This window comes from Vibrio sp. McD22-P3, from assembly GCF_021568915.1.
In the GTDB taxonomy this organism is placed as follows: domain Bacteria; phylum Pseudomonadota; class Gammaproteobacteria; order Enterobacterales; family Vibrionaceae; genus Vibrio; species Vibrio mediterranei.
On record NZ_JAKGTN010000002.1, the window covers coordinates 270,326 to 296,150 of the forward strand.

General features: G+C 42.3%; 17 protein-coding genes. 14 read left to right on the forward strand and 3 right to left on the reverse strand.

All coding sequences use genetic code 11. The features are described from left to right. Nucleotides 1-64 precede the first annotated feature (64 nt). Nucleotides 65-1,897, forward strand: a complete 1,833-nt coding sequence (glmS, locus tag L2W36_RS03300; RefSeq protein WP_031493813.1) for a glutamine--fructose-6-phosphate transaminase (isomerizing) — start codon at nucleotides 65-67, stop codon at nucleotides 1,895-1,897. A 425-nt stretch (nucleotides 1,898-2,322) separates the two neighbouring features. Here the strand turns inward: glmS and L2W36_RS03305 are convergent, their stop codons facing one another. Then, on the reverse strand, nucleotides 2,323-4,698 hold the full coding sequence (locus L2W36_RS03305) for a putative glycoside hydrolase (protein WP_236109316.1): 2,376 nt from the start codon (nucleotides 4,696-4,698) through the stop codon (nucleotides 2,323-2,325). Between the two features lie 393 nt (nucleotides 4,699-5,091). Here L2W36_RS03305 and L2W36_RS03310 point away from each other — a divergent pair, with 393 nt between their 5' ends. The 11 genes from L2W36_RS03310 (at nucleotide 5,092) to L2W36_RS03360 (ending at nucleotide 20,336) form a co-directional block, all read left to right on the forward strand. Then, complete coding sequence (locus tag L2W36_RS03310; protein WP_236109317.1) at nucleotides 5,092-6,432, forward strand: hypothetical protein; 1,341 nt, start codon at nucleotides 5,092-5,094, stop codon at nucleotides 6,430-6,432. A 17-nt stretch (nucleotides 6,433-6,449) separates the two neighbouring features. Further along, nucleotides 6,450-7,490 carry a hypothetical protein gene (locus tag L2W36_RS03315; protein ID WP_236109318.1) on the forward strand — a complete coding sequence of 347 codons (1,041 nt, stop codon included), beginning with the start codon at nucleotides 6,450-6,452 and terminating at the stop codon, nucleotides 7,488-7,490. A 53-nt stretch (nucleotides 7,491-7,543) separates the two neighbouring features. Further along, nucleotides 7,544-8,920 (forward strand): hypothetical protein, encoded by a 1,377-nt coding sequence (locus tag L2W36_RS03320; protein ID WP_236109319.1) that lies wholly within the window; start codon nucleotides 7,544-7,546, stop codon nucleotides 8,918-8,920. Nucleotides 8,921-9,047: 127 nt separating this feature from the next. Further along, on the forward strand, nucleotides 9,048-10,163 hold the full coding sequence (locus tag L2W36_RS03325) for an ABC transporter ATP-binding protein (RefSeq protein ID WP_236109320.1): 1,116 nt from the start codon (nucleotides 9,048-9,050) through the stop codon (nucleotides 10,161-10,163). 27 nt (nucleotides 10,164-10,190) lie between these two features. Continuing rightward, nucleotides 10,191-13,565: a GH36-type glycosyl hydrolase domain-containing protein gene (locus L2W36_RS03330; protein WP_236109321.1), complete on the forward strand. Its 3,375-nt coding sequence runs from the start codon at nucleotides 10,191-10,193 to the stop codon at nucleotides 13,563-13,565. A 148-nt stretch (nucleotides 13,566-13,713) separates the two neighbouring features. Continuing rightward, a complete protein-coding gene (locus L2W36_RS03335; RefSeq protein ID WP_236109322.1) occupies nucleotides 13,714-14,700 on the forward strand; it encodes a LacI family DNA-binding transcriptional regulator in 987 nt (328 codons plus the stop codon). Between the two features lie 8 nt (nucleotides 14,701-14,708). After that, nucleotides 14,709-15,956: an extracellular solute-binding protein gene (locus tag L2W36_RS03340; protein WP_236109323.1), complete on the forward strand. Its 1,248-nt coding sequence runs from the start codon at nucleotides 14,709-14,711 to the stop codon at nucleotides 15,954-15,956. 24 nt (nucleotides 15,957-15,980) lie between these two features. Then, a complete protein-coding gene (locus tag L2W36_RS03345) occupies nucleotides 15,981-16,856 on the forward strand; it encodes a carbohydrate ABC transporter permease (protein WP_236109324.1) in 876 nt (291 codons plus the stop codon). Nucleotides 16,857-16,858: 2 nt separating this feature from the next. After that, nucleotides 16,859-17,680: a carbohydrate ABC transporter permease gene (locus L2W36_RS03350; protein WP_236109325.1), complete on the forward strand. Its 822-nt coding sequence runs from the start codon at nucleotides 16,859-16,861 to the stop codon at nucleotides 17,678-17,680. Next, entirely contained in the window at nucleotides 17,680-18,165 is a 486-nt protein-coding gene (locus L2W36_RS03355) for a hypothetical protein (protein WP_236109326.1), read from the forward strand. Before L2W36_RS03350 ends, L2W36_RS03355 begins: the two co-directional genes overlap by 1 nt. 5 nt (nucleotides 18,166-18,170) lie before the next feature. Beyond that, the gene (locus tag L2W36_RS03360) at nucleotides 18,171-20,336 is read left to right on the forward strand and encodes a glycoside hydrolase family 3 N-terminal domain-containing protein (RefSeq protein WP_236109327.1); all 2,166 of its coding nucleotides are present in this window, start codon (nucleotides 18,171-18,173) and stop codon (nucleotides 20,334-20,336) included. Between the two features lie 178 nt (nucleotides 20,337-20,514). Here L2W36_RS03360 and L2W36_RS03365 read toward each other — a convergent pair whose 3' ends face one another. Together L2W36_RS03365 and L2W36_RS03370 are read right to left on the reverse strand one after the other, a co-directional pair. Continuing rightward, complete coding sequence (locus L2W36_RS03365) at nucleotides 20,515-22,068, reverse strand: alpha-glucoside-specific PTS transporter subunit IIBC (RefSeq protein WP_236109328.1); 1,554 nt, start codon at nucleotides 22,066-22,068, stop codon at nucleotides 20,515-20,517. A gap of 57 nt (nucleotides 22,069-22,125) precedes the next feature. Beyond that, complete coding sequence (locus L2W36_RS03370; RefSeq protein ID WP_038227418.1) at nucleotides 22,126-23,454, reverse strand: 6-phospho-alpha-glucosidase; 1,329 nt, start codon at nucleotides 23,452-23,454, stop codon at nucleotides 22,126-22,128. A gap of 184 nt (nucleotides 23,455-23,638) precedes the next feature. Between L2W36_RS03370 and L2W36_RS03375 the strand changes: the two genes are divergently transcribed. Next, nucleotides 23,639-24,346, forward strand: coding sequence for a GntR family transcriptional regulator (locus tag L2W36_RS03375; protein WP_236109329.1), 708 nt, complete (start codon nucleotides 23,639-23,641; stop codon nucleotides 24,344-24,346). Between the two features lie 163 nt (nucleotides 24,347-24,509). Then, nucleotides 24,510-25,769, forward strand: a complete 1,260-nt coding sequence (locus L2W36_RS03380) for a metal-dependent hydrolase family protein (protein WP_236109330.1) — start codon at nucleotides 24,510-24,512, stop codon at nucleotides 25,767-25,769. Nucleotides 25,770-25,825: the final 56 nt, after the last annotated feature.

Sequence of the window (25,825 nt, forward strand, 5' to 3'; positions counted from 1 at the left end):
TCCCTCCATCATTGATTTGCTTGCACTCAGAGAGGGAGACAGAAATAAGAAACGGAGAATTGATATGTGTGGAATCGTAGGTGCGGTAGCACAACGAGACGTAGCGGAAATTTTGGTAGAGGGTTTACGCCGTCTGGAGTACCGTGGATATGATTCAGCGGGCGTAGCCGTTGTTGATGCAGATTCAGAACTGAAACGCGTTCGTCGTTTAGGTAAAGTTCAAGAGCTCGCGGATGCGGTTGACTCTCAAGATGTGACTGGTGGTACAGGTATTGCTCATACTCGCTGGGCAACACACGGCGAGCCTTCAGAGGCGAACGCTCATCCACACGTATCCGGTGATATCGCTGTGGTTCACAATGGCATCATAGAGAACCATGAAGAGCTACGTGCAACGCTTCAAGAGCGTGGTTATGTATTCCAATCTCAAACCGATACGGAAGTTATCGCACACTTAGTTGAATGGGAACTGCGTACTTCTGCAACCCTAGTGGAAGCACTGCAAAAAACGGCAGCTCAACTTGATGGTGCTTATGGAACGGTTGTGGTTGACCGTAAAGACCCAAGCCGTATTGTGGCAGCTCGTTCTGGTAGTCCAATCGTTATTGGTTTTGGTGTTGGTGAGAATTTCTTGGCTTCAGACCAATTGGCTCTATTGAGTGTGACACGCCGTTTTATGTATCTTGAAGAAGGCGATGTGGCAGAAATTACTCGTCGCGAGGTTACTGTTATCGATGTAGACGGCAACCCAGTTGAGCGTGAAATCACTGAGTCTAATGCGGAACATGATGCTGGCGACAAAGGTCAATACCGTCACTTTATGCAAAAAGAGATCTTCGAGCAGCCTCGTGCGTTGATCAACACTATGGAAGGTCGTATTACCGACAAAGCGGTAGTCACTGAAGCAATTGGTGTTAACGCGGTAGATATTCTTAAGAAGGTCGACCACGTTCAAATCATCGCTTGTGGTACGTCTTATAACTCAGGTATGGCAGCTCGCTATTGGTTTGAGTCGATCGCAGGCGTAAGCTGTGATGTGGAAATTGCTTCTGAGTTCCGCTACCGTGATTTTGTGGTTCGCCCTAATAGCTTGCTAGTGACGTTATCTCAGTCTGGTGAGACGGCTGATACTTTGGCTGCTCTTCGTTTAGCGAAAGAAAAAGGCTACATGTCGGCAATGACTATCTGTAACGTTGCTGGTTCATCGTTGGTTCGTGAGTCTGACTTTGCCTTTATGACTCGCGCAGGGACTGAGATTGGTGTGGCATCGACGAAAGCCTTTACGACTCAACTAGCAGCAATGTTAATGATGGTAGTGTCTATCGCTCGTCTGCAAGGTCGTATGACCGAAGAACGTGAAGCTGAAATCGTAAAATCTCTACATGAACTTCCTACAAATATTGAAAAAGCGCTAGCATTCGACAAAGAAATCGAGGCATTAGCAACTGACTTTGCAGATAAGCATCACACACTATTCCTTGGCCGCGGTGAGTACTACCCAATTGCTATGGAAGCGTCGCTAAAACTCAAAGAGATCTCATACATTCACGCAGAAGCTTATGCAGCTGGTGAACTGAAACACGGTCCTCTAGCACTTATTGATGCAGACATGCCAGTTGTCGTTGTTGCGCCAACTAACGACCTCTTAGAGAAGCTGAAATCGAACATTGAAGAAGTACGTGCGCGTGGCGGTCTACTGTATGTATTTGCTGATGAGAAAGCAGGCTTTGAAGGTGATGAAAACATGAAGATCATCCAAATGCCAAACGTTGATGACATCATCGCTCCAATCTACTACACCGTACCAATGCAGCTACTGTCTTACCATGTTGCATTAATCAAAGGTACCGATGTGGACCAGCCACGTAACTTAGCGAAAGCGGTAACTGTTGAGTAGGGGCAATTAAAAGATCGACAAGAGCTGTCGGAAGACAATGAAGATTGATCGTTTTTAACCTCCGGCTAATTTTAGCTTAGTCGGAGGTTTTTTTATGTCAGATGCAGATAAGCTTCTCAAAAAGAAAGGCCAGAAACGTTTAGATGAAAAAAAGGGAGAAGGGAGGGAAAGATTACGTTCCTTTTAATAAGGTCGGAGAGTTCAGCAGTTCAGGTGAAAGCATTCGTGTTAAGAGTTCTACTGTTGGTCGCGTTCACCACTTTCATTCAAAAATGATCTTGTGGCATTTTGGGTGTTCGACTGGTGTAAAGAGGTCATCGACATTCGTGAGCAAGTACTAGTACCTCTTCCTTGTTTTTCCAGTTTTAAGAAAGCTTAGGTTAGAGGCAATGAAGTGCTACCTCCAACCTAAGTTAAATTGCAGATTATAGAATGACTAATTGAACACTACCTATTGAGAATTGCATACCTTGTAATGTATCGGTAGCTCCAACCCACTCAGGAAGAATTGATACTGCTGTTTCAATGTTTTTCAATGTGTTGATATCAATGCTTCCATCCGCCTTTGAGAAAAGATCGCGAAGTGGAACTTGAATCTGTTGCCAGCCCATACCTACGTCAAGTATATAAGGCTGTGAATTACCGAACTGGCTCGATTCCATTTGAATTTGAAAGCGTTGTGTTGGATGAGAACCATAGTTGTCGACATTAAACATAAACTGGAGAACTCCACGGTCTATATAATTAGACAAGTCACGAGTACTATCATCGACAGTTTTTAAAACCAACCCCCCATTTTCACCTATCGGTGCGTTGTCATAATCGATACGAATATGGTCTCCACCCCAGTGGAGCGTTGAACTTCCCCCTGTCATCCAGTTAGTGATGCCTGTTGCCCAGCCTTGTACACCTCCGGACACGAAGAAAACTTTGGACGCAGCGTAGGAATCGTTTTGATCATCTCCAGCAAGCGGCGTACTGGTGGTATCACACTCAAGTACATTGCTTTGCTCGTTCGAGCTGCCAATTATTCGAGCGTTACCAAATTCAAAATTAGAGTTTGTTGAAGACTCCAGTGCTAACGGGGAAATTGTATTTGTATAGTCCATACCTTCGTTAGAGAAACATGAAAGTGGAACCTTGATGGTTTGTGTTCCCTGATTGTAGTTGGCAAGTAATGCGCTCGTTATTGACACTTTCCCCTTGTCGACACCGACTTCATTTTGAGTCGTGATGTAGATCTCTTGGTCTAATGCTGGTTTACTAATTGCTGAGACATCAAATTGTATAGTTGCACTGGATGGGTCAACATCAATATTTACATGACTTGAATCGCTACTACGTAACAATATGCGACCTGCATTGTCATCTGAAATAGTGACGTTAAGTGTACCTCTTGGTGTGCCTAATGGGTTTTGGGTTTGGATGTTACCTTGTGCACTATTGCCATTTTCATCGACTATCGCTTCTACACTATCACTATCTATGACGATAACATCAAAGCGTTGGTCATCAGTTGGGCCGTATAGCATTATCTCTTTTGTAGGATCACTCATAGTGATTCGAATGTCGCGAACTGAAAAGTCAATTCCTTGCAGCGTATCTGTAGATTCTACCCATTCCGGTAAAATAGAGAGTCCTTTATCAATGTTTTTAACTACATTAATGTTCACACTACCATCATCACGAGTGAAAAGTTCACTCAATGGAATCTTAACCTCTGTCCAGCGATTCTGAGCCGCGTTTTCTCCGAGTAGATATGATTTTGAGTTTCCGAACTCGCTTGACTCCATTTGGACTTGGAGGCGCTTAGTTGGATGGGCGGCATAACTTGATACTTTGAGCATGAACTGAAGCATGCCTGTCTCGATGTAACTGGAAATATCTCGATCGCTTCCATCTGTTGTCGCAAAAACTAAACCTCCATTTTCGCCAAGTGGTGCATCAGTATATTCCAATCGGACATGATCTGACCCCCAATGAAGAGTCGTTTCTCCAGATGTCATCCAGTTGGTTATACCTGTAGCCCATCCGCCAGTACCGCTATCATCTATGTTAAACAAAGTTGAAACTTGGTAACTATCGTTAGAATCGTCAGCTTCAACTTTTTCGCTCGATGATTGACATTGCAATACATCTTCAGCATCAGCAGAGTTGGCAACGATTTGAATGCTACCAAGCGTAAAGTCGAGGTTGTTCGAAGATTCTATTGCAAAAGGAGTTACGGCTTGAGTAAAGTCCATGCCTGAAGTTGTAAAACAAGATAGCGGAACCTTCACTGTTTGTGTTGCGCCGTTATAGCTGGCTAGGAAAGAGCTAGTTAGTGACACTTGGCCGACATCATTATCTATTGACTTTTGAGTGGTCAGATATATTTCCTGACCCGCAATAGGTCTACTCTTCATTTTGCTATTAAATTGTAACGTAGCCTTAGAGGTGTCGATGTCTAAGAGAACAGGAGACCCGTCCTTGCTTTGAAGCAAGACGCGCCCTTTTTCGTCGTTGGTGATAGTGATATCGAGGTCACCATTGAGATTTCCTGTCATACTTTGTGTATTTCCCGTCACACTTCGTGTATGAACATTACCCTGGCTCACTGACCCGTTAGCGTCTACAAACGCTTTTGTGTCCGAACTATCGACAACAGCCATTGAAAATGCACCTGTATCGCCCGAGCCATAAAGAACAATTCTATCGACAGGCTCATTTGGTTCTTCGTATGGGTCATCCAAGCAACCCACTAATGTTAAGGTGCAGAGAGATGCAATAAGTGTTTTCTTACTAAGGGGAAACTGTTCCATGGCTTTATTTCTCGATCCTATGGCTACTTAACAACTGATTTCAGTACTTAGTTAAACGTTTAATCCGTGATGAGCATGATGTTTAAATTTCAGTAACGCAAGTAAAATGATAAAGCCAATGTGATTTTTGTGAGTTTCGACAGGTACAGGGAACACATTTACCTTATCAATGCTTACTGACTTTTTTGTGATTTAGTGAGCAATTTATATTAACCTGTTGTATTTAAAGTACTGTTTTTTGATTTTTCGATGCTAATTTCTCTATTTTATAGTTAATACAAAAATTATCATATCTGGATCACATTTGCGTATTGCCCACTATTGACGACCCAGTAAATCTGCCGCACTGTTATATAAACGTTTAAGCAGACCCTTAATCAATTGGACATGATGATGAGTAATAAAAAGTATGCCTTTGCAGCAGCATTGATAAGCTTCAGTGTTGGCACTTTTGCCAGCGACATTGTTTTAGATGAATTGACGATCAGAGATCATTTGTATCCAGAAAGTTTTAGAGCTGAGCTCAACAACAATTTGAATTTCTTCCGCGACGGCGTTGGTGTTGACCCAGTTTCTAAAGTTCCTTTTGACACCGTATCGATAGTCGATGGTGAAGTTGTCCCTTTCTACTACGTAAACACTACCGAAATTGGTCTGTATCTGAATATTTTGGTAGAAGTGGAAAAAGCAGGCAATGCAGATGCTTTAGTGAGAATTGGGGAAGTTCTTGATGTGCTTGAAGAAACACCGACATGGAAGGGGCTATATTTCTGGCCATATGACATTGTTGATGGAAAACTTCAGCCAACTGAGGAAGGCATTGTTCCTGCAGTTGATAATGCCAACTTAGCGTTTTCTCTTGTTGGGGTAGCGGGAGCGTATCTTGATTCAACGTCGTCAGAGAAACAAGCTATCGTTTCCAGAATCGAGGCTATTCTTGAGGGACAACTAGATGGCTGGGCTGCTATTTATGATAAACAGCGCGGATTGATGAGTGCAGGATGGAGTACAAGAGAAAATGCTCCACTGCCTTACTTTATTGACCGAAAAGCTAACGAAAGTCGGTTAGCTCCACTTTGGGCTGCTCTAATTACTCGTGACCAAGGTGAAAATGCAGTTCCTCTTAGTGCATTTAATGATATGGAGTTATATACCTATCCATTCACATTTAATGGTAAGCAATACAACCCAATGTTAACTTGGAATGGAACCTACTTTCAGGGAATGTTGCCATCTATTTGGATGAACGAAAGTGAGCTCATGCCTGATTATAGCCTTGTAAAGGATATGACCTTTGCTCAAATGGTTTACGCAGCCAAACACAACATCCCATTGTTATCATCCTCTGCAACCGTCGACGACGGGTACGCTGAATTTGGTGTTCCTCACCTTTCAGAGAGCAAAATGATGTTTAACAACGAAATGCATGGTGGATTGACCGGAACACCGCATGCAACGGCCTTGTCTTACATTGTTAGCCCAGAAACCTCTGTGGCTGCGTTAAAAGCGCTGAAAGATTACTACCCGAAAATAGAGTCTGAGTTTGGTTGGTATGACGCTGTCGATACTGAAGGTCGCATGTCAACAAAAATACTCTCTTTGGACCAAGGTATGTTTGTTGGAGCGTTTATTGCTGACGAGATCAATGCCGACGTACAAACTTATTTGGAAGCTCGCGACTACATGGATGATGTAAAAGAAATGTATCGTAGCTTTGTTCCCAATAATCGCTAGTTGGGGAGAACGTGAACATGAGAAAACTCTCTGCAACGTTGTGGTTAAGCTTTGCGTTTATTTCGCCAAATTTGTTGAGTGCCGAACATAAAGCAGGTATGTGGGAAGGTATTTCATTACCTGGCTATGGTGACGTGAACGCTAAACCTGGAATGTGGGACGGGATCGAACTACCCGGATATGGGGGGGTGACAGGAGCTCAGGTAGAGTTTCAGTCAACGGATGAATCATTACGAGATATTGGCGGCTTTGGTACCGTACTTATGACAACGAGCTCTGATAGCTCAAAAGAAAAACGAACTCGTATGCTCACAGGGTATGAGTATGAAGAGTACGTCTATAAGAATGCACCTAGCCAGTTATTCAAATCGTTTATTTTTGCTGACGGTTCAACTAAAGTCAGTGAAAATTTCCGACTCGCATACGTGATAAAAGAAACACATGCATATCGTGGTAAAGACAGAGTATCAGAAGGTAATGCGTTGCTTACTATAGATCTGATGCCTCGCTATGAAAAATGGGTGAACGAGAATTTTAATTATGCAGTCGAGATTGGATATGAAAAGGTATCGGGCTTCGAAGAAAGTACTCAGTATCAAATAACACCCGAGCTTAACTTTTCATTTGGAAAACACTTCCTCCACTTAAATCTAGAGTCTGGTTATTGGAAAGAAGAAAAGGCGATGTTTTACGAATCGGAACCTTTGTATGTATATCGATTTAATGACTGGATCAACTTAGGTGGAAAATTCTTGTTTCATGAGGACAAAAACGATTTTGCTTGGAAGGAAACTGCATTCAAACCCTTGGTTCAGTTTCGGTTTGACAACAATGTGTATCTGGAACTTCGATATGAAAAAGGAGAAACTGAAATCTTTGATGGAACGGGGTACGATTACAGTAATTATGCCTTATACACAGAGATCCCTGTTAATTCAAGCATGAGCCTATTGGCTGATCTAGCATACCGCGATCACAAGCAAAGAAACGCCAACGAGTACACCTGGGGCGATAAAGAAGGTGTGTTTGCCAAAGTGGGCATTATTTGGAATTTCTAAATAGTTACCTGCGATGTTTATAAGCCCCTCGGGGCTTTTTTTATGAGGCGCCTATGAAATTTAGATACTTACCTCTTCTCGCTTTATCGATTTTTGCTTTTACTGGGTGTAAAAGCGGTGGGAGCAACCAAAATGATGATCCAACAGAGCCAATTGTTCCTGACCAAGACGTGATTTCTCAAATTCGCATAGAATCAAAATACTATCCAGCTGGATTTGAGCAAGCTCTCCAAGACAATATGGACTACTTTCTTGATGGTGTTGGGGTTTCAAATATAGCTCATATTCCCTTTGACCATGTTTTGGTTAATGACGGAGATGTAATTCCTTCCAGCTACACAAATATATCTGCTATAGCCTTGTACATTAATGTTCTCATTCAGATGATAGAGTATGGTGATGAGGCAGCGATTACTCGCTTGGGTACTGTACTTGGTAAACTAGAGCAAGCCCCTAAATGGAATGGGCTTTTTTACTGGCTATACGAAGTAGAAGGTTCGAGTTTAGCCATTAATGACACAGCCATCGCATCGGCGGTAGATAACGGCATAATGTCTTTTACTTTGGCTGGTCTTTATGGTGCGCTTAACAATCACACAGATGAACGCTTAAATCAACTTTCTTTAAGAGCGGAAGCACTAATAAATCAGCAAGTTCCTGGCTGGAACGTTCTATATGACTCTAATCGGGGCTTTTTGAGGGCAGGTTGGAGCCGAGAAGAGCACGCGTATCTTAGTTATCACGTGGACCGGAAAGCCAATGAAAGTCGACTTGCGACGCTTTGGGCAGTCATGATAACAGATGGGCAGGTACCTTACACCGCGTTTACAGACATGACCTTAGTGAGAGGAGGGGCCTCGATTGCCGGCTCTAATATAACGCCTATGCTCACTTGGGATGGTTCATATTTTCAAGCTACTCTTCCTGCGCTATGGCTTGATGAACAGTCATTGATGCCCAGTTACGAGATGGTTGAGGAATTCACTCAAGTTCACCTTCAATATGCTGATGATCATAGTATTCCTTTCGTTTCAGCATCATCAACAGTGGATGATGGCTACGCAGCATTTGGACTAGAAGCGACGTCTGAAAGTTACCGTAAATACGGCGACTCCATTGAGACTGGTACCACAGGAACTCCTCATGCTTTGGCTTTGTATTATATGCTTTCACCGACTGATGCAATTCAGCGTTTAAATCAATTGAAACTAAACTCCCCTCAAATTGAAACATTGGCTGGTTGGGCAGACGCCATCGATAGTAGTGGCCGGGTATCAAGTCAAGTTATCGGCCTTGATCAAGGGATGTTTGTTGGTGCTTTTATCGCGGAATCTGTACGTGAGAATGTAGCGTTATACCTTGATTTAAAAGGACATACGTCAACGTTGCAGTCGTTATACAACTCTTTTGTGGCGGACGAGATATTGTAAACTCTTTCAAGAGCGATAGAGATCACGAAAACGTAAAACTAACGATATGAATTCATTGCGTTGAACTGGTTGTTTCGATATTCTTTGTTGAAACGTTTAACTTGATTTGGATAGGATGTTATAGCCCATGGCAAAGGTCACTCTTGAAGGGATTAACAAGGTTTACGATAATGGCTTTCATGCCATTCATGATGTCAATTTAGATATCAAAGATGGTGAGTTTATGGTTCTCGTTGGCCCATCAGGTTGCGCTAAATCAACGATGCTAAGAATGATTGCAGGTCTAGAGAGTATTACTAGCGGTCAATTATTTATCGGTGACCAGGTTTGTAATGATTTGCCACCAAAAGACCGTGGAATTGCTATGGTCTTTCAAAACTATGCACTTTACCCACATATGACCACCTATGAGAATATGGCCTTTGGTCTAGAAACTGCAAAGAAACCTAAGCAAGAAATTGAGCGACGAGTATCAGAAGCTGCTGAGCTATTAGAAATTACGGATTTGCTTGATCGTAAGCCCAGTCAAATGTCGGGGGGACAATGTCAGCGCGTAGCTTTAGGTCGAGCTATGGTAAGGAAACCAGACGTTTTCCTTTTTGATGAACCGCTTTCAAATCTTGATGCGAAGTTGCGCGTTTCAATGCGTATGCGAATCACTCGTCTGCACCAACAGCTTCAAGACACTGGTAGCCCAGCAACGATGGTTTATGTTACGCATGACCAAGTAGAAGCGATGACAATGGGTGACCGGGTATGCATTCTTAATAAGGGGCACATCATGCAAGTGGACACACCGATGAATGTGTATCACAACCCTAAGAACCGTTTCGTCGCGGAGTTTATTGGCTCGCCAGCAATGAACATGCTTACCGGAAAAGTGAGTAAGTCTGGAAATAACATTGGTATAGATTTCGGCGGTAAACTACTTGAGCTGCCAAAAGAGCGCCAGGCTCGAGCTGAGCTTTGGACTGATAAAAAAGTTCACGTAGGTATACGTCCAGAATACATAACCGTTCGGTTAGAGAAAGGTCCCAATACGCTGTCTGCGGAAGTAGAAGCTATTGAGGAGCTTGGCTCAGAAGTGTATGTGCACCTGAACGTACTAGGATGTCCGGTCATTTGTAAGCAGTCAGACCGCGAGCAGGTTCCTTCTGTAGGTTCTCGCTGCCATATCGAATTACTCATGGGTAAATGCCATCTGTTCGATGACTCAACTGAAAACAACATTTTCTACTCTTAACAATTCATCGTCTGGAGATTAGTTACGATGCACCAATTTATTAATCAACCGACCTTGCTCGTCGGTGCGAATGAACTCAACATGACCTTCAGCCCAACTGGTGTGCTGTCTGCGATTCGCAGTAAAGAGCTAATGGTCTCTCTTTTTGATACACCGATGAATGAGCTCTCTATTAGCAACGTTTATCTACGTGCATTCGAGAATGATGCTATTACAGCAACACCGTTACTTTTTTTTAATGAAGAAATTGAAACGTTTAAACAGTCGAATGGTTCTTTAGCTTGGAAAACTACGACTGACAAATTTGAAGCGCTAGTATCGATTAGAGTTGTAGACAGTGCTTTTTTCTATGATATTGAAGTGAGCAATGTCGGTAATCAAGAACTGAGCTTTGACTTAGTTTATGGACAAGATCTCGGATTGGCTGATGAAGGTGCAGTTAAGACTAATGAAGCATATTGCTCGCAGTACTTAGATCACCAAGTCTATCAGTTAGATGATTACGGATTCACCGTATGTAGTCGCCAAAACCTTCCGCAAAGCGTTGGCAACCCGAGAATTCAGATTGGTTCGTTTTCGCCTGTTGTTGGCTTTAGTACGGATGGTTACCAGTTCTTCGGTCGAGAATACAAAATCACTGGTGAAGCTATCGCTTTGAAAAATCGCGAACTAGCCAATGAAAAATATCAGTATGAAATGGGTTATGTCGCTCTTCAAACGGAACTCGTTACTCTAGAGCCAAACAACAAAAGTGTTCAGACCTTCTACGGGGTTATTGAAGATCATTGTGAGGAGTCAAATCTAAAGCAGCATATTGATGTCTCGTCCATTAAGGTTTTGCATGAGCGTGGCAAACATGTCGTAAGTTGCGACAACTTGCTGCCTTATAGTGCACAAGCTAAAGCACCTTACATCGTAGGTGAGCCTTTAACTGAGACAGAACTAAGTGAGCTCTTCGGCACTGAAAGACGTTTTTCAGAATCTAAAGACGGTGAGCTACTTTCATTCTTCTATGGGGATAGTCAATACGTAACCTTGCCTGCTAAAGAGCAGAATATGGAGCGTACGACTGGGCACGTAATCGCAACTGGTAATAATACCGATTACCAAAACTCAATCATGAGTGCTACCCATCATATATTTGGTGTATTTAACTCACAGTTGACGTTAGGTAACACCTCGTTCAACAAATTGCTTGGTGTTTGCCGAAATCCGCTCAACCACTTCTCCAATGGCGGTCAACGTATCTGGATCAAGCAGGGTGAGACATACCGAGCTTTAGGTATGCCTTCGGCTTATGAGGTGGGAACAAATTACTCACGTTGGGTTTATAAATATCTTGATGGTTTTATCGAAGTCCGCTCATTTGCCGCTGCAGATACACCGATTATTCAGTTGGAAATTGAAACGCGTGGCTTGGATGTAGCGTTGGATATTGCGGTATCTCATCAGCTTGTCTTTGGTAACAATGAGTCAGACAGCGTGATTCGTGTAACTCAAGGTGAAGAGGGGCTAACTATTCAGGGCCACAACGAACTGATTGAAAAGTTCTCATCTGAATTGAGTTTTAGTCTACTACCAAGTTTGGAATTGTCTGAGTGGGACATCATTTCTAACCCTGATACGGGGTCGATAGATTACTTAGTTCTGAAAGGGCTTGTACACGATAAGGCAAGGGTCACAATTGGCGGTGAATTGGCTGGCGAGAATTCTAAAGGCCAACGCATTGAATTTGATGAAGAGACAGCAAAGTGTGAGTCACAACGACTGAAGCTAACCAAAGGATTTAAACTGCATTTTTCAGATGATGAACTAAACAGCCAACGTTTAAATGAAACTGTACATTGGTTTACGCACAACGCGCTGGTTCACTATAGTACGCCACATGGTCTAGAGCAGTATTCAGGCGCGGCGTGGGGAACTCGGGATGTATCTCAGGGTCCATTTGAGCTATTCATGTCAATGCAAGAGTATGGAAAAGCGAGAGATCTACTTAAAGAGATTTACAGCCATCAATATCAAGAAACTGGGACTTGGCCTCAATGGTTTATGTTCGATCAATATTTCCAGATCCAACAAGAAGATGCCCATGGCGATATTATTGTTTGGCCACTCAAAGCGCTAAGTGAGTACTTAACGGTTACCGCTGATTTTAGCGTGCTTGATGAGATGCTTCCTTATACTCTGGCCGAAGAGGGCTTTGCCAAGAGTTCTGAAAATTACTCGCTGTTCACGCATGTTGAACGTCAAATTCAACACATCATCGATAATCTTGTTCCAGGCACTTCTCTCTCTTGCTACGGGGATGGGGATTGGGATGATACTTTGCAGCCTGCAAATCAATCATTGCGTGAGAACATGGTTAGTGGCTGGACGATTCCATTGACGCTGCAAGCGCTTAAATCTATGGCGGCCATTTTGAAAGGAACAGAAAAGTTTGAGGTTTTCTGCGATAGGCTGACCAAACTTGCGGCTGATATGGAGCATGATTACCACCACTATCTGATTAAAGATGACACTATCGCTGGCTTTATACACTTTGATCGTGACGAGCAAGGTGAAGTTGAGCAAGTAGAGTACCTTCTTCACCCATCGGATAACAAAACTGGCATCAAATATCGTCTGTTGCCGGCAAGCCGTTCAATCATTTCCGAGACGTTTACGCCTGAAATGGCGGATGAACATATGTCGATGATTAAAAAGCACTTAGTCCATCCAGATGGGGTGAGACTGATGGATTGCATGGCAGAGTATAAGGCAGGCAAGCAGACTTATTTCAAACGTGCAGAGCTAGCAGCAAACTTAGGTCGAGAGGTTGGTTTGCAATATTGTCACGCACACATTCGATTCATAGAAGCATTGTGTAAATTAGGTGATGCAGAAGCGGTATTTGACAACTTATACAAAATTATTCCTGTGGGAATTCAGGACAGCGTTCCTAATGCAGAAATAAGGCAGTCAAACGCTTACTTCTCAAGCTCTGATGCAAAATTCAATGATCGTTATTCTGCATACGACAACTTTGACAAAGTGAAAGCAGGAGAGGTGTCGGTCAAAGGCGGGTGGCGTATTTACTCTAGCGGCCCTGGTATTTATTTGAATCAATTGATCAGCAATGTGTTTGGCTTGCGATTTGATGGCGGGGATCTAGTACTTGATCCAATTGTATCTTCTCGACTAGGCACGATTTCATTGGATTATGAAATTGAAGGTAAACCTGTACAGGTGGTCATTAATTCGATAGAAGGTCAGCACACACCCAAAACGGTTCTTCTAAACGGAGAAGAAGTTCCGTTTAATTTACAACCAAACCGTTATCGTTCAGGCGGTGCGATAGTTTCATCTAATTATCTAAAAAGTAACCTGAAGAACTCTGACAATATTCTAGAGATAACGGTGTAAAGCGAACTTGTTAACCCGGTTCGCCGGGTTAACTTTATGAGTAGCAGTTCTGGTTTTGTAATAATTGTTGTGTCTTCAATAACTTTGTATAATCGTTTCAACTGTCACTGTGGTGACCTAATTAATTGAAGTAAGGAATCTGTAGAAAATGACCGTGACGATAAAAGATGTAGCAAAGAAGGCAAATGTGTCAATTGCAACGGTTTCATACTCTATCAATGGAAGTCCACGTATTAGTGAAGCGACTCGAGAGCATGTATTAAAAGTTGCATCTGAACTTAATTACGTTGCAAACAATAACGCCAAGCAACTTAAACAAAAGAAAAGCAATGCAATAGGCCTGTTTTTTAACTCATGGTTTGGACCTATATACAGCGAATTAGTGAAAGGAATAGAACAGGCATGTCATCAAAGTGGGTATGACCTAGTAGCTTGCAGTGTTTACGGCAATGAAGGTTCAACTGCGCATAAATACATTCGAGATAGAATGGTAGACGGTGCGATTGTTTTGACTAATTCATTTGATGATTCGTTTATAAAGTCGGTCGCAAACAAAGACTTTCCCGTTGTTGTACTCGATAGAGAAGTTTCCGGGCCACATATCTATAACATTCTTATTGATAACTTTGGCGGGGCGTTTTCAGCTACAAAGGCTTTGATTAACGCTGGGTTTGAAGAAATATATTATTTCGGGGGGCCTTCTGACTCCTATGATGCTCAAAAGCGTTTTGACGGATATATCTCAGCTTTGGGTTATTACAAAATCAATGTTGATCAATCATTATTAATTGAAGGGGACTTCACTGAGCGGTCAGCGTACCAGAAAATGAAGGAGTTAATCGAAGAAGGTAAGCAGCCAAAGGCGGTATTTGCATCTAATGACGAAATGGCAATTGGCATAATCCGAGCCGCAAAGGAAAAAGGCATCGTAATCCCAGACCAAATGAAGCTAATCGGATTCGACGATATACAGATGGCAGAACTCATGATTCCAAGACTCTCTACTATTTCTCACCAAAAAGTGGGTATGGGCGAGTTAGCTGCGAAAACACTGATTGACGCAATGAACAGTAAAGATGACATGGAAGATCTGAGAATTCTACCGACTAAATTAATTTTAAGGGAAACATTGTAGGTGGGGTAATGAAAAAATGGTTGATTGGGTGTTTGCTAGCAATGAGTTGCCAGACGGCTACGTTTGCTGGAACCAAGCTAGAAGTGATGACACCGGTAGGCAACTATATGGAGTTTGTTCGAAATGTGGTTGTACCTGAGTTTCAAAAACTATATCCAGATGTTGATGTAGTTGTCTCAAATGATGAGAACTTAGAAACACGAATGGCTGCAGGCGACTTGCCAAACTTGTATGCAGGTGTATTTGGATATCAACCTGCAAAATACGCAAAAATGGGAAAGCTTGCATATTTTGAACAATTTGATGGTTACCAAGAGCTCATAGAAAGAATTGAGCCGGTATTTCTTAGAAAGAATTTTGGTCGCACATACTATATTCCATGGAATGCTACCACTCAATTAATGATTTACAACAAAGAGCTGTTCAAAGAGGCGGGATTAAACCCAGACAGACCCCCTAGAACCTGGGACGAGTTTTTAAGTGCGGCTGAAAAAATCAATCAGCTTCCCCCTCGTGAAGATGGTAGTCCTGTTTACGGAACAGTTTTTTGGAATGATGTATTGTCCTCAGGTAGTTGGTATTGGGGGATGCTTGCCCAGTTATATTACAACTTTAATAAAGGTGAATTTACCTTACTTAACCGTTTTGGAACGCATCCTGTTTTTGACAAAGAAGAAGCTAACATGGCGACATTCCTATCTACAATGCAGGAAGCTCAAAAGTTTGCTCCTTTGACGATGGAAAAAAGTTTCTTTTCTCGCAACATTGGTATGTGGACACAATTTGGATTTGGTTGGAAGGCAAATTTAAGTGAGGCTGCTCATAAACCTATGGTGATTGGAGAGGATGTTGGGCTAGCACCGATTCCAACAGTTAGTAGAAATGATGTTTCATATTCTACCCTAGATGGTCGTGCTTTGATGATTTTTAAGAATTCTATTGAAATCGAGCAACTGAGCTGGGCATTTGTGCAACTATTGATGGACAATGAGCTCAATCACAAAGCCAATGTTGCGCTGGGTCAGTTACCAGTGTTGACCGAACTTTTCGATCGTCCTTACTACCAAAGTAATGAAGCGAAACCATTTGTAGACCAGCTTCCCTATACTATTATGAGCGAACCTTTTTCTCAGTCTTCTGATGTCGCAAATATATTGCTTCAACAATACTCTAGGGTAGTGCTTAAGAAAGAAATTACTGCGGAAATGGCTGTTAACTCAGCTAGCGAACAAGCAAAGAAAATATTTGCCCACTAATAGCTAAACTTGAGTGATAAATAAATGAAAAAGAATAATCTCATTATGGGGTATGTTTTCCTTGCGCCTTGGATAATATATTTCATTGTTTTTCTAATGTATCCTTTCTTCCTGTCTTTTGAGAGTAGTTTCTTAAGCGTTAATATTCTCATGCCGGAAAATACTCAATTTGTCGGGTTGGCGAATTGGCTATCAGTAGTGACGGATTTTCTTTTTTGGAAGTCTTTGTTTAACGTTATTTTTAATCAGGTGATTTTCGTTTCACTTAGTTTTTTGATTGGTCTAGGTCTAGCTTTATTACTAAATGAAATTAAATTTATGGCCAGCTTGTTTAGAACGATAATGTTTATTCCTGTTATTACCTCTATAACAGTAGCAATGGTTATCTTCGATTTTGTTTCAGGTCCGACAGGGCCAATACAGAGTTCTATGATGAGCGCTAACATGTTAACAGAGCCTGTTTTTTGGAAGTTTGAGCAGTGGCTACCAATGCCGGTTATTGCAGTATTCAGTGCATGGAAGTGGTTTGGTGTTCAGATGATCATATTCCTAGGAGGAATCGCCAGCATTAATCGTTCTCTATTTGAGGCAGCAGATATCGATGGCGCATCCTGGTGGCGAAAGACTCGAAAAATCACTCTCCCTATGATTATGCCACAGATTATCTTTGTCATGACGATGAACATTATTAATGGTTTACAGATGTTTATTGAAGTATTTATGAATTTTGACTTGAGTGGTGGGCCTTATCAATCTGCTTTGACACCTGTTCTATACCTATATCAAGTAGGTTTCGAAAAAATGCAGATGGGTGAAGCTTCGACTATTGGCTTGATGCTTGCTGCCGTTATTTATCTATTAACAATGATGCAATTAAAAATTACAAGCAAGGAGGACTAGGTATGAATAAGAGTAAGAATACAATGCTCCTGATTTATGTAACATTGATTGTTGCCTCTATAGTAGTGCTGTACCCTTTCTTTTTTATGTTGATTAATTCATTTAAGGCTGGGCCGGAAATAATGCACTCGCCTAATAGTCTACCGGCGGAGTGGTCATTTAAAGGTTACATAGAAGTATTTGAATCGATAAATTTGGCGCGAGTTTTCTTTAATACTATATTTATTTCTGTGTCAGTAACTTTTCTTAACGTATTGTTCTCGTCAATGGTTGCTTACGCAATTGTTAAGACTAATCTTCCCGGCAGAGAATTTTGGCTGAAAGTTATTTTGGGTTCGATGATGATTCCTGCGGTACTATTCACAATACCAACATATATGATGATGTATGAGTGGAATTGGATTAATACATACCGGGTGTTGATCATTCCGGGCTCCATCAGCGCTTACAATATATTTCTTCTCGTTCAGTTTATGAAACAAATTGATAATGCGTACTTGGAGGCGGCTCGAATTGATGGAGCCAATGAGATTCGCATCTTTAGAAAAATTGTTTTACCTATGTTAAGACCTGCTTTGGCGACAGTCGGTATTCTGACATTTATGGGAGCTTGGAACGACTTTATGGGCCCGCTTCTTTATGTGAGAGACGAATCTTTAATGACTTTGCAACTGGCTCTTTACAATTTCCAAACCGAAGTCCCGGGAACCAACTTAGAGCAGCTTTGGGCAATGACAACCATGATTGCTGTACCTGTAGTTATCGTGTTTTTTTGCTTACAGAAAAACTTTATTAAAGCGTTTACGGGTGTTGGAGTTAAGTAATGAGTAAAGGTATGAAATTTGCGCTCTTTGCGTTGTTAGTGGTAATTGCTTACGGCACAGCTTGGTTCAAAGCGTATCAACTTTCTAAGCAATATAGTGTTTACGCTCATCAACAACTAAACGAACATAACTTGCTGATCGCCCTCAAAGGCATGAATAAACTCGAACTGCGTCAAGGTGATCATTATCTCGGTGGGTTTCAACAGGTACTCGAAACTTGGGAAAGTTCCAAGCTTGGGCCTAAGCCGTCATTCTACGAGGAGGCATTGATAATGCCTCAAAAAATTATCACTCAGCTTAATCAGCAACAACTCGAAGCATTCATAGAAACCTATGTTGAGTTAGATGTTCGATATGTACCAGAGGCTGTAGAGCAGTTACGTCTGGTCGCATTACAGAATGGAAATACTGTGTTAGCAGATGAAATGAACGAGTTCTTGTTGGAAGCTTTTCCCAACTATCAACCTAGGCTAGAGATGGAGTGATAACCATGGAAAAGTATAAAGACTCATCCTTATCTGTTGATATCCGAACGGAAGATCTGTTGTCGCGGATGACGTTAACAGAGAAAGTTGGACAGTTATGCCAGACTCCAATGTTAGAGTATGAGGCTCATAAAGCCGCTTACTTAGAAACAATACGCAAAGGGTTGAGAGGTTCACGGATTTTAGCCGACACTGCATGGGCCGGGAATATGCCTGGCGAGACAGTTGACCCCAATCAGTTGAATGAAATTCAAAAAGTAGCAGTAGAAGAAAGCCGGCTTGGTGTACCCATTATTTTCGCTCGTGATGTTATTTACGGTCAGAAAACAGTGTTGCCGATTCCACTTGCACAAGCTTGTTCTTGGAATCCATCGTTGATAGAGGAGGCCTATCGTTGCATTGCCGCTGAAGCAGCCTCGTTAGGGATTAATTGGACGTTTGCACCGATGCTAGATATTGTCCGTGATCCTCGTTGGGGACGAGTAATAGAGAGTAATGGTGAGGACCCGTATTTAACGAGTCAAATCGCCAAAGCTGTTGTTCGTGGCTTTCAAGGAGATGACTTAACTCATCCAGAGAGCCTTCTGGCATGTGCAAAACATTTTGTTGGCTATGGCGCTTCGGAAGGAGGAAGAGATTATGATACTACTGAGATTTCCGAAAACAGTTTACATAACGTCTATTTACCTCCCTTTGAAGCTGCAATTGATGCGGGTGTAGGTTCGTTGATGACTGGATTCAATGATCTTGGTGGCACCCCCGTGACTGGGGCTAAATCCTTAGTTCGTGGTTGGCTTAAAGATAGACATGAGTTTGACGGATTGGTGGTGAGTGATTGGGGATCAATTGCTGACCTAGAGTACTTCGGTGTTGCGCGTAATACTGTTGATGCTGCTAAGTTGGCACTTGAGGCGGGCGTAGACATGGCTATGCCAGATGAAGCCTATGAAAAGAATTTGTCTAAAGCAATAGAAATGACCCCGTCGCTCCTAGAGTACTTGGATGACGCGACTCGAAGAGTTCTCCGAGCCAAGTTTCGTCTTGGTTTATTTGAGAACCCTTATGTTGATCCGAAGCGTCACCTCAGTGTGCTTGGTCGACCAGAACATTCGAGCAAAGCCTTGGCACTCGCTGAACAAAGCCTAGTAATGTTAAAAAATAAGGACAACATCCTTCCAATCAGTGACTCTGGTCTAAAAGTGGCGGTTATAGGCCCACATGCTGACTCAAAAAGACAACATTTGGGATCATGGTGCTTAGATGGAAGCAGTGATGATGTCGTTTCAATTGTTGACGGATTAAAGGCTTATTCAAAGCAAAATACCATCCTTACTGATAGTAGCGCATTTAGTGACGAGATGGTCGAATGTGCACATCGCTCTGATATTGTGGTGTTGTGTGTTGGAGAGAGCCACAGAAGAACGGGCGAGGCACGTAATATAGCAGAACTAGTGTTGCCTGCAGGTCAAGAACAGCTTATTTCAGCAATAGGTAAAACTGGTAAGCCACTTATTGTTGTTCAATGTACGGGACGCCCAATCCCTTCTCCGGCAATAGAGCAATACGCGGATGCTTTAATTTATGCATGGCAAAGCGGCACTCAAACTGGAAATGCCGTGGCACGAGTTATTAACGGGTTGGTCAATCCATCAGGTAAGCTTACTATGACAATTCCGCGTACGACTGGTCAGGTACCAATCTATTACGCGCGTAAAGAGCTTGGAAAAATGCGGGCATATCAAGAGTATCAACCATATAAAGACTGCCAAGACACACCGCTGTATCCATTTGGCTATGGGTTAAGCTATAGTCGCTTCACTTACAGCGATATGCACGTAACACAAAATCTTATCACTGTGGGTAAAAATGTTCATGTTTCAGTGACAGTTTCCAATGAATCTGAACTAGATGGGAGCGAAGTGGTACAATGCTATATCTCCCAACGTGGTACTTCAACTACTCGTCCACGTAGAGAGTTGAAAGCATTTGAAAAAGTAGATCTAAAGGCTCGAGAGATAAAAACTGTTGAATTTGTTTTGACCCCTGATGAGTTTGCGTTCTATGGTAGCAAAGGTGCGTTCATGCAAGAAACAGCTACAGTAACAATATACATTGGGGGGGACTCAGAGGCTCAGTTGCAAGCTCTGATTGATGTTATCGACAGCCAGTAATTTCTTCTCCGTTATTAACGCCAAAATGAAATTCATCCCTTTATGTAGACAGAGACGAATATTGAGATTGTTTCCTCTACAGTAAGATACAATCGTTCAAACCAGTTATATATGTCTAAAAAACAAAAGCCTCTTTTAAAGCAGAGGCTTTTGTTTAATTGCGAAAATAGTAGGGGAACTAAACTTGGATGAGTTGGCTCATCTGTTCTCTAACTTGTGGTACGGTCAAGCCAACAATAATTTGGAAACTCTCTCCATTGCGAACCACGTTAACAGCACCTTGTTGTTGGAAATAGGATGTCGGTTGAACCAACTCAGCGTTTTTGACTTTCACACGTAAACGTGTAGCACAGTTAGTTAATAACTCGATATTGTCGCACCCACCTAAGCCTTGGATGAATGCATTGGCTTGGTCGTCTTCGCTGCCATTTACGGTATTTCCTTTTTGAGATGCGCGATACTCTGCCTTTGACACAAATTTCACTTCCGCATCATCGCGCCCAGGAGTCATTAAGTTGTACTTCAGAATAATTGCACGGAAGCTGAAGAAATATATAGCCGTGAAGGTGAGACCTAGTGCTATCTGAATCACATACGTACCCATGTGGTTTGCACCTAATGGCAGCCAGTTCTGGAAAACAAAGTCGATTAATCCAGTTTGGAAGTTACCCGATACACCAAGCATAAAGGCAAGCGTCGCCATTGTTGCTGAAAGTAGTGCATGTAAAACAAATAAAGCAGGCGCAATAAATAGGAATGTGAACTCAATAGGTTCGGTAATCCCTGTCAGAATTGCGGTAATGGCTGCACCTAGAACAAGTCCTAGTACCATCTTCTTCTTTTCTGGTTTCGCGGTTGAGTAAAGGGCTAGTGCGATACCTGTACATCCAAACACTTTGCCCATACCAGTTAACATGAGGCCGCCCTGAGGGAATTGTTCAGTTAAGGGTGCGCTGCTTTCTGCAAATTGTTGAATGTGTTGAATCCAGTAAGCAACAGTACCGCCGTCAACCGCGACTGGACCATAGAATACAGGACCATAAACAAAGTGATGCAAACCAGTAGGGATCAATAGACGCTCAAGAAGAGTAAATGCCCAAACACCGAACGAACCTGAGTTGACTAAGAACGTTTGTAGACCATTGATACCACCTTGGATAGTTGGCCATACAAAGCATGTGATAACAGCAAGTGCAACCATCATAGGGAAGCTAATAATAACCACTAATGGGGTGCCATTGAACACAGAAGCCCAGTCCGGTAGTTTACGGTCAAAGTATTTGTTATGAACCCAAACCGATACACTCGCGATAACGATAGCACCTAAAAGGTTGGTATCCAGTGTTAAGATACCGCCAATTTCAGTTAGACCACGCTCACCAGCAACATAATTGACGCCAAGATCAGCCCCCCAAAATTGTAGTATTCCACCAATAACGTAGTTAAAAGTGATGTAAGAGACGAGGGTGGCCAGTACCGCACGACCTGACGCTGATTTTGCTAGCGCGATGGGTAAGCCAACTGCAAAAATAAGAGACATATTTTTGAAAACAGCTAATGACGCTTGTAGCAAAATGGTGGAAACACTGTGCCATGTTGAACCAGGAACTGCCCAAGGGAACAGATCTTGGTTTAGGAGCATAACGGTAAATCCAAGCAGCATACCTGCCGCAGGGAATAGCAAAACAGGGACAAACATGGCTGCCCCAAATCTTTGTATCATGTCTTTCATAGTGACCTCAAAAGTACCTCTAAACAGGAGTTCCTTCCTGCTTAGAGGTGGTTCAAGTTATTGGGAAAATTGTGGCAAATAGTTTTTATTTTCTTCTAGAAGATCGTTAACGATAGCTTTAGCTTTAGGGACATTAATAACGGTACGGTTGAGGGTTAATGCATTGATTAACTTCTGTCTATTACCTTCATACCATGCATCTACGACTAATTTTTCGTATCCTAACTGACTTTCAATCATGGCCTTCTGGAATGTTGGAATGGTTCCAACTGCAAACGCTTTAGGGCCGTCATTAGTTAGGGCACAAGGCACCTCAACCATGGCATCATCCTGAAGATTTGAAATCGCACCATTGTTTGGCACGATGACCAAATAAGTGTCGCCCATGTTGTATGCTAGGGATGCTGCTACTCGAACCATATAGCGCCCATGAATGTCAGCGTGTAAGGTCTCATTAGCGGTTGTCCCAGCATCAATAATGCGTTGGTTTAACTCAAACACTCTCTTTTCACGACCGTTGATCACTTGGCGTGCTCGAGTGTTGTTGATCTGCTCTTTTGCGACCATTTTTTCTGGATACAAGTAGTACTGGAGATAGGTATTTGGCAGATACTCTGGGTTATCCTCAAGCATCGTTTTCATATTTTGGAATGTGGCTTGCCATGACGGATCATCAGCAATTTCAGGATCAACGGCACTAATTCCTTGGTGTAGGATAATGTTCTTGATTTCATCCGTCAGATCTTGGCCTTGTTTATTTTTGATCTTGGTAAACCAACCATAGTGGTTTAGGCCAAAGTACTCAGGTACTAGATCCCAGAACTCACAACCCAATAGGTTTGCGTAGCTCACCATGATAGCGGCTGGCATATCGCAAATATTCAGGATGCGCTTATCATCTGGGAATTCACGGTTAAGTGCTTCTGCAACAATCGCTGCTGGATTGGTGTAATTAAGGATCCATGCTTCTTTTGAGTACGAGCGGATATCGTTAACCAACTCAATCATGTCACCAATAGAACGAAGGCCGTAAGCCATACCGCCAGCACCACATGTCTCTTGACCGACACAGCCGTGAGTGAGCGGAATTTGCTCATCTCGTTCGCGCCCTTCTAAGCCGCCAGTACGAATCTGAATAAAGAAGAAGTCTGAGTTTGAGAATGCGACACTTTTATCTGTTGTGTAAATGAATTCTTCAACTTCCGGATAATGCTCTTTAAATAGAATCTCTGTCGCTTTGGCATTTGATTCTTGGCGCTCAGCATCAATGTCATAAAAAACAACACGCTTTAAAGGAAAGGTATCTTTTTCTGCAATTAGGCTGTTCATCATACCCAGCGTGTAGGTACTGCCTGCGCCAACAACGGTTAGGTTTTGCTTGTTCATTGAAATGTCCTGATGTTTAACTTGATGACATAAAAGTATCTTAAAAGTATTATTTTGGGCAATACATATAAGATACTTTGAGTGTGAATTATAATATCCTTCACAATAATCGAGCCTAAAAGTATTTTAAATGTATCGTCGATCACAGTTTACTTTTATCATGCATGGAGATTAAGGAGATGAGATGAGTAAACCTAGATACTTGCAGATAGCTGATACTTTGATTGAAAAGATCAGTAATGGTGAACTGTCAGCAGGCTCTATCTTGCCAACTGAAGGCGAGCTGCAAAAAGAGTTTGATGTAAGCCGAGTGACTATTCGTAAAGCAATGCAACTACTGGTGGATAAAGATTTATTGTTTCGCCAAAGGGGCAGCGGTACTTATGTTAAAGCACCTAAGGCGCAACATAATGCTCTGCAGTTGAGCGGCTTCGTAGAAGAGGTTTCGGCACAAGGCAAGACGCCAAGCTCGAAGATAATTACGTTTGAACTTATTGAATGCAATGAGCTAGTGGCAGATAAGCTTAAAGTTTCAATTGGAGAAGAGGTGTATTCAATCCGCCGTTTACGAATGATAGATGATGAGCCTGAAGTGCTAGAACACACGTATTTACCCGTTTCTCTATTTCCCGATCTTAGTATTAAAGCCATGCGCAGCTCCAAATACGACTACATAGAAAAGACGAAAGGACTAAAAATCAAACTTTCTCGTCAATCGATCAAGCCCGAAATATTGAATAAAAAAACCGCTGACGAACTCAATATGGATATGGCCGATCCGGTTATTCGCGTCGATTCTGTTGGTGAGCTAGAAAGTGGTATCGTGTTTGAGTATACGGTGCACTATTTTAGAGTAAATCAGTACAGCTTTGACTATATAGCCTATCGGTAATTTAAGAAGTAAATTGTGTGGCAGTATTATCAAGGGTGAAACCCTTTAGGGATATTTAGTCTGCCTAAATAATCAGCAATTATGTCGCCAAATGGCAATTCACTATCCTTTGCTTTGTCTATGATGCCTCCATCAACTTAATAGTGTTCTAGAGGAAGCCATCATGAAAAAAGTGATTATCAATACAAATGTATTTAACGGTGTCGATGACAAGCTGATAGAGAATGTATCGATTCTCATTGAAGACAATTTGATAGTAGAGATTGGTGATATTGACCTTTCAGTTGCTGATGAAGTTATTGATGCGAAGGGTGGCACAGTTATGCCTGGTCTGATTGATGCCCATGTACATATTACTCTCTCTGCACCGTTTAATGTTATTGATACCATGACACGTGAGGAAGTGGCGATTCGTTCGGCCAAGATTTCCGAAGAGATGCTAATGCGTGGGTTCACCACCATTCGTGACGTGGCTGGTAATACGCTTGGACTCAAAACCAGTATCGATAATGGTTACGCATTAGGACCTCGCATTTTGCCGTCTATGGCGGCTATTTCTCAAACGAGTGGTCATTCTGACTACCGCCAAAACCGAGCTCAAGAGCGCAAAGGTGACCACGAAGATTCACCGATGATGAAACTGGGAGCGATGAAAGTCGCGGATGGTCGTGCTGAAGTATTAAAAGCAGTACGCGAGCAGTTGTTTATGGGCGCCTCTCAAATCAAGATTATGGCCGGTGGTGGTGCTTCCTCAACATTCGATCCACTAGATACATTGCAGTACACGTTGGATGAAATGAAAGCGGCTGTTGAGGCGGCCTCTGATTATGGAACCTACGTAGCGGCGCATATTCATACCGCAGATGCGATGCGCCGAGCTGCTGAAGCGGGAGTCATGTCTTTTGAACATGCTACAATCATGGATGACGATATCGCACAAACTATCAAAGAAAAGGGGATTTGGGTTATCCCGTCATACTTCACGTCGTCCTTAATTGCAGAGCGAAAAATACCGCTGCCAAATGAAGAAACTTATCGCAAAACTGAGCGAGTTGGTAAAGCTATGTTTTACTCCGCTGAGCTTATTAAGAAATATGACATCCAAAACTTGGCATTCGGTACTGATTGTGTGGGTGAGAAAGATGTGCACGCGACTCAACTTAATGAGTTGGCGGCTATCGAGCAAACCTTCGATACGATAACTGCGCTGCGTATGGCAACTTCAAACTGTGGGCGCTTGTTTGAGATGTCAACGTACCAGCACCCATACCCGCAAGGGAAACTGGGTCAGATCGTTGAAGGAGCTTACGCGGATCTATTGATTATCGATGGTAACCCGCTGAATGGTGTGGATTGTGTCATGAATTGCGATAGACAAAAAATCATCATGAAGGATGGTGTCGTTTACAAAAACACTCTTTAGCCTTATGAAAGCGGGACTTTCTTCAATGTAAAAGAACGAGCAAATATACAAAAAAG

Excerpts from the sequence above, each read along its gene's own strand:
- L2W36_RS03365 (WP_236109328.1), bottom strand. The coding sequence starts at position 22,068 with ATGAAAGACATGATACAAAGATTTGGGGCAGCCATGTTTGTCCCTGTT.
- L2W36_RS03345 (WP_236109324.1), top strand. The coding sequence starts at position 15,981 with ATGAAAAAGAATAATCTCATTATGGGGTATGTTTTCCTTGCGCCTTGG.
- L2W36_RS03320 (WP_236109319.1), top strand. The coding sequence starts at position 7,544 with ATGAAATTTAGATACTTACCTCTTCTCGCTTTATCGATTTTTGCTTTT.
- L2W36_RS03305 (WP_236109316.1), bottom strand. The coding sequence starts at position 4,698 with ATGGAACAGTTTCCCCTTAGTAAGAAAACACTTATTGCATCTCTCTGC.
- L2W36_RS03370 (WP_038227418.1), bottom strand. The coding sequence starts at position 23,454 with ATGAACAAGCAAAACCTAACCGTTGTTGGCGCAGGCAGTACCTACACG.
- L2W36_RS03355 (WP_236109326.1), top strand. The coding sequence starts at position 17,680 with ATGAGTAAAGGTATGAAATTTGCGCTCTTTGCGTTGTTAGTGGTAATT.
- L2W36_RS03310 (WP_236109317.1), top strand. The coding sequence starts at position 5,092 with ATGAGTAATAAAAAGTATGCCTTTGCAGCAGCATTGATAAGCTTCAGT.
- glmS (WP_031493813.1), top strand. The coding sequence starts at position 65 with ATGTGTGGAATCGTAGGTGCGGTAGCACAACGAGACGTAGCGGAAATT.
- L2W36_RS03325 (WP_236109320.1), top strand. The coding sequence starts at position 9,048 with ATGGCAAAGGTCACTCTTGAAGGGATTAACAAGGTTTACGATAATGGC.
- L2W36_RS03315 (WP_236109318.1), top strand. The coding sequence starts at position 6,450 with ATGAGAAAACTCTCTGCAACGTTGTGGTTAAGCTTTGCGTTTATTTCG.
- L2W36_RS03360 (WP_236109327.1), top strand. The coding sequence starts at position 18,171 with ATGGAAAAGTATAAAGACTCATCCTTATCTGTTGATATCCGAACGGAA.
- L2W36_RS03375 (WP_236109329.1), top strand. The coding sequence starts at position 23,639 with ATGAGTAAACCTAGATACTTGCAGATAGCTGATACTTTGATTGAAAAG.
- L2W36_RS03340 (WP_236109323.1), top strand. The coding sequence starts at position 14,709 with ATGAAAAAATGGTTGATTGGGTGTTTGCTAGCAATGAGTTGCCAGACG.
- L2W36_RS03330 (WP_236109321.1), top strand. The coding sequence starts at position 10,191 with ATGCACCAATTTATTAATCAACCGACCTTGCTCGTCGGTGCGAATGAA.
- L2W36_RS03350 (WP_236109325.1), top strand. The coding sequence starts at position 16,859 with ATGAATAAGAGTAAGAATACAATGCTCCTGATTTATGTAACATTGATT.
- L2W36_RS03335 (WP_236109322.1), top strand. The coding sequence starts at position 13,714 with ATGACCGTGACGATAAAAGATGTAGCAAAGAAGGCAAATGTGTCAATT.
- L2W36_RS03380 (WP_236109330.1), top strand. The coding sequence starts at position 24,510 with ATGAAAAAAGTGATTATCAATACAAATGTATTTAACGGTGTCGATGAC.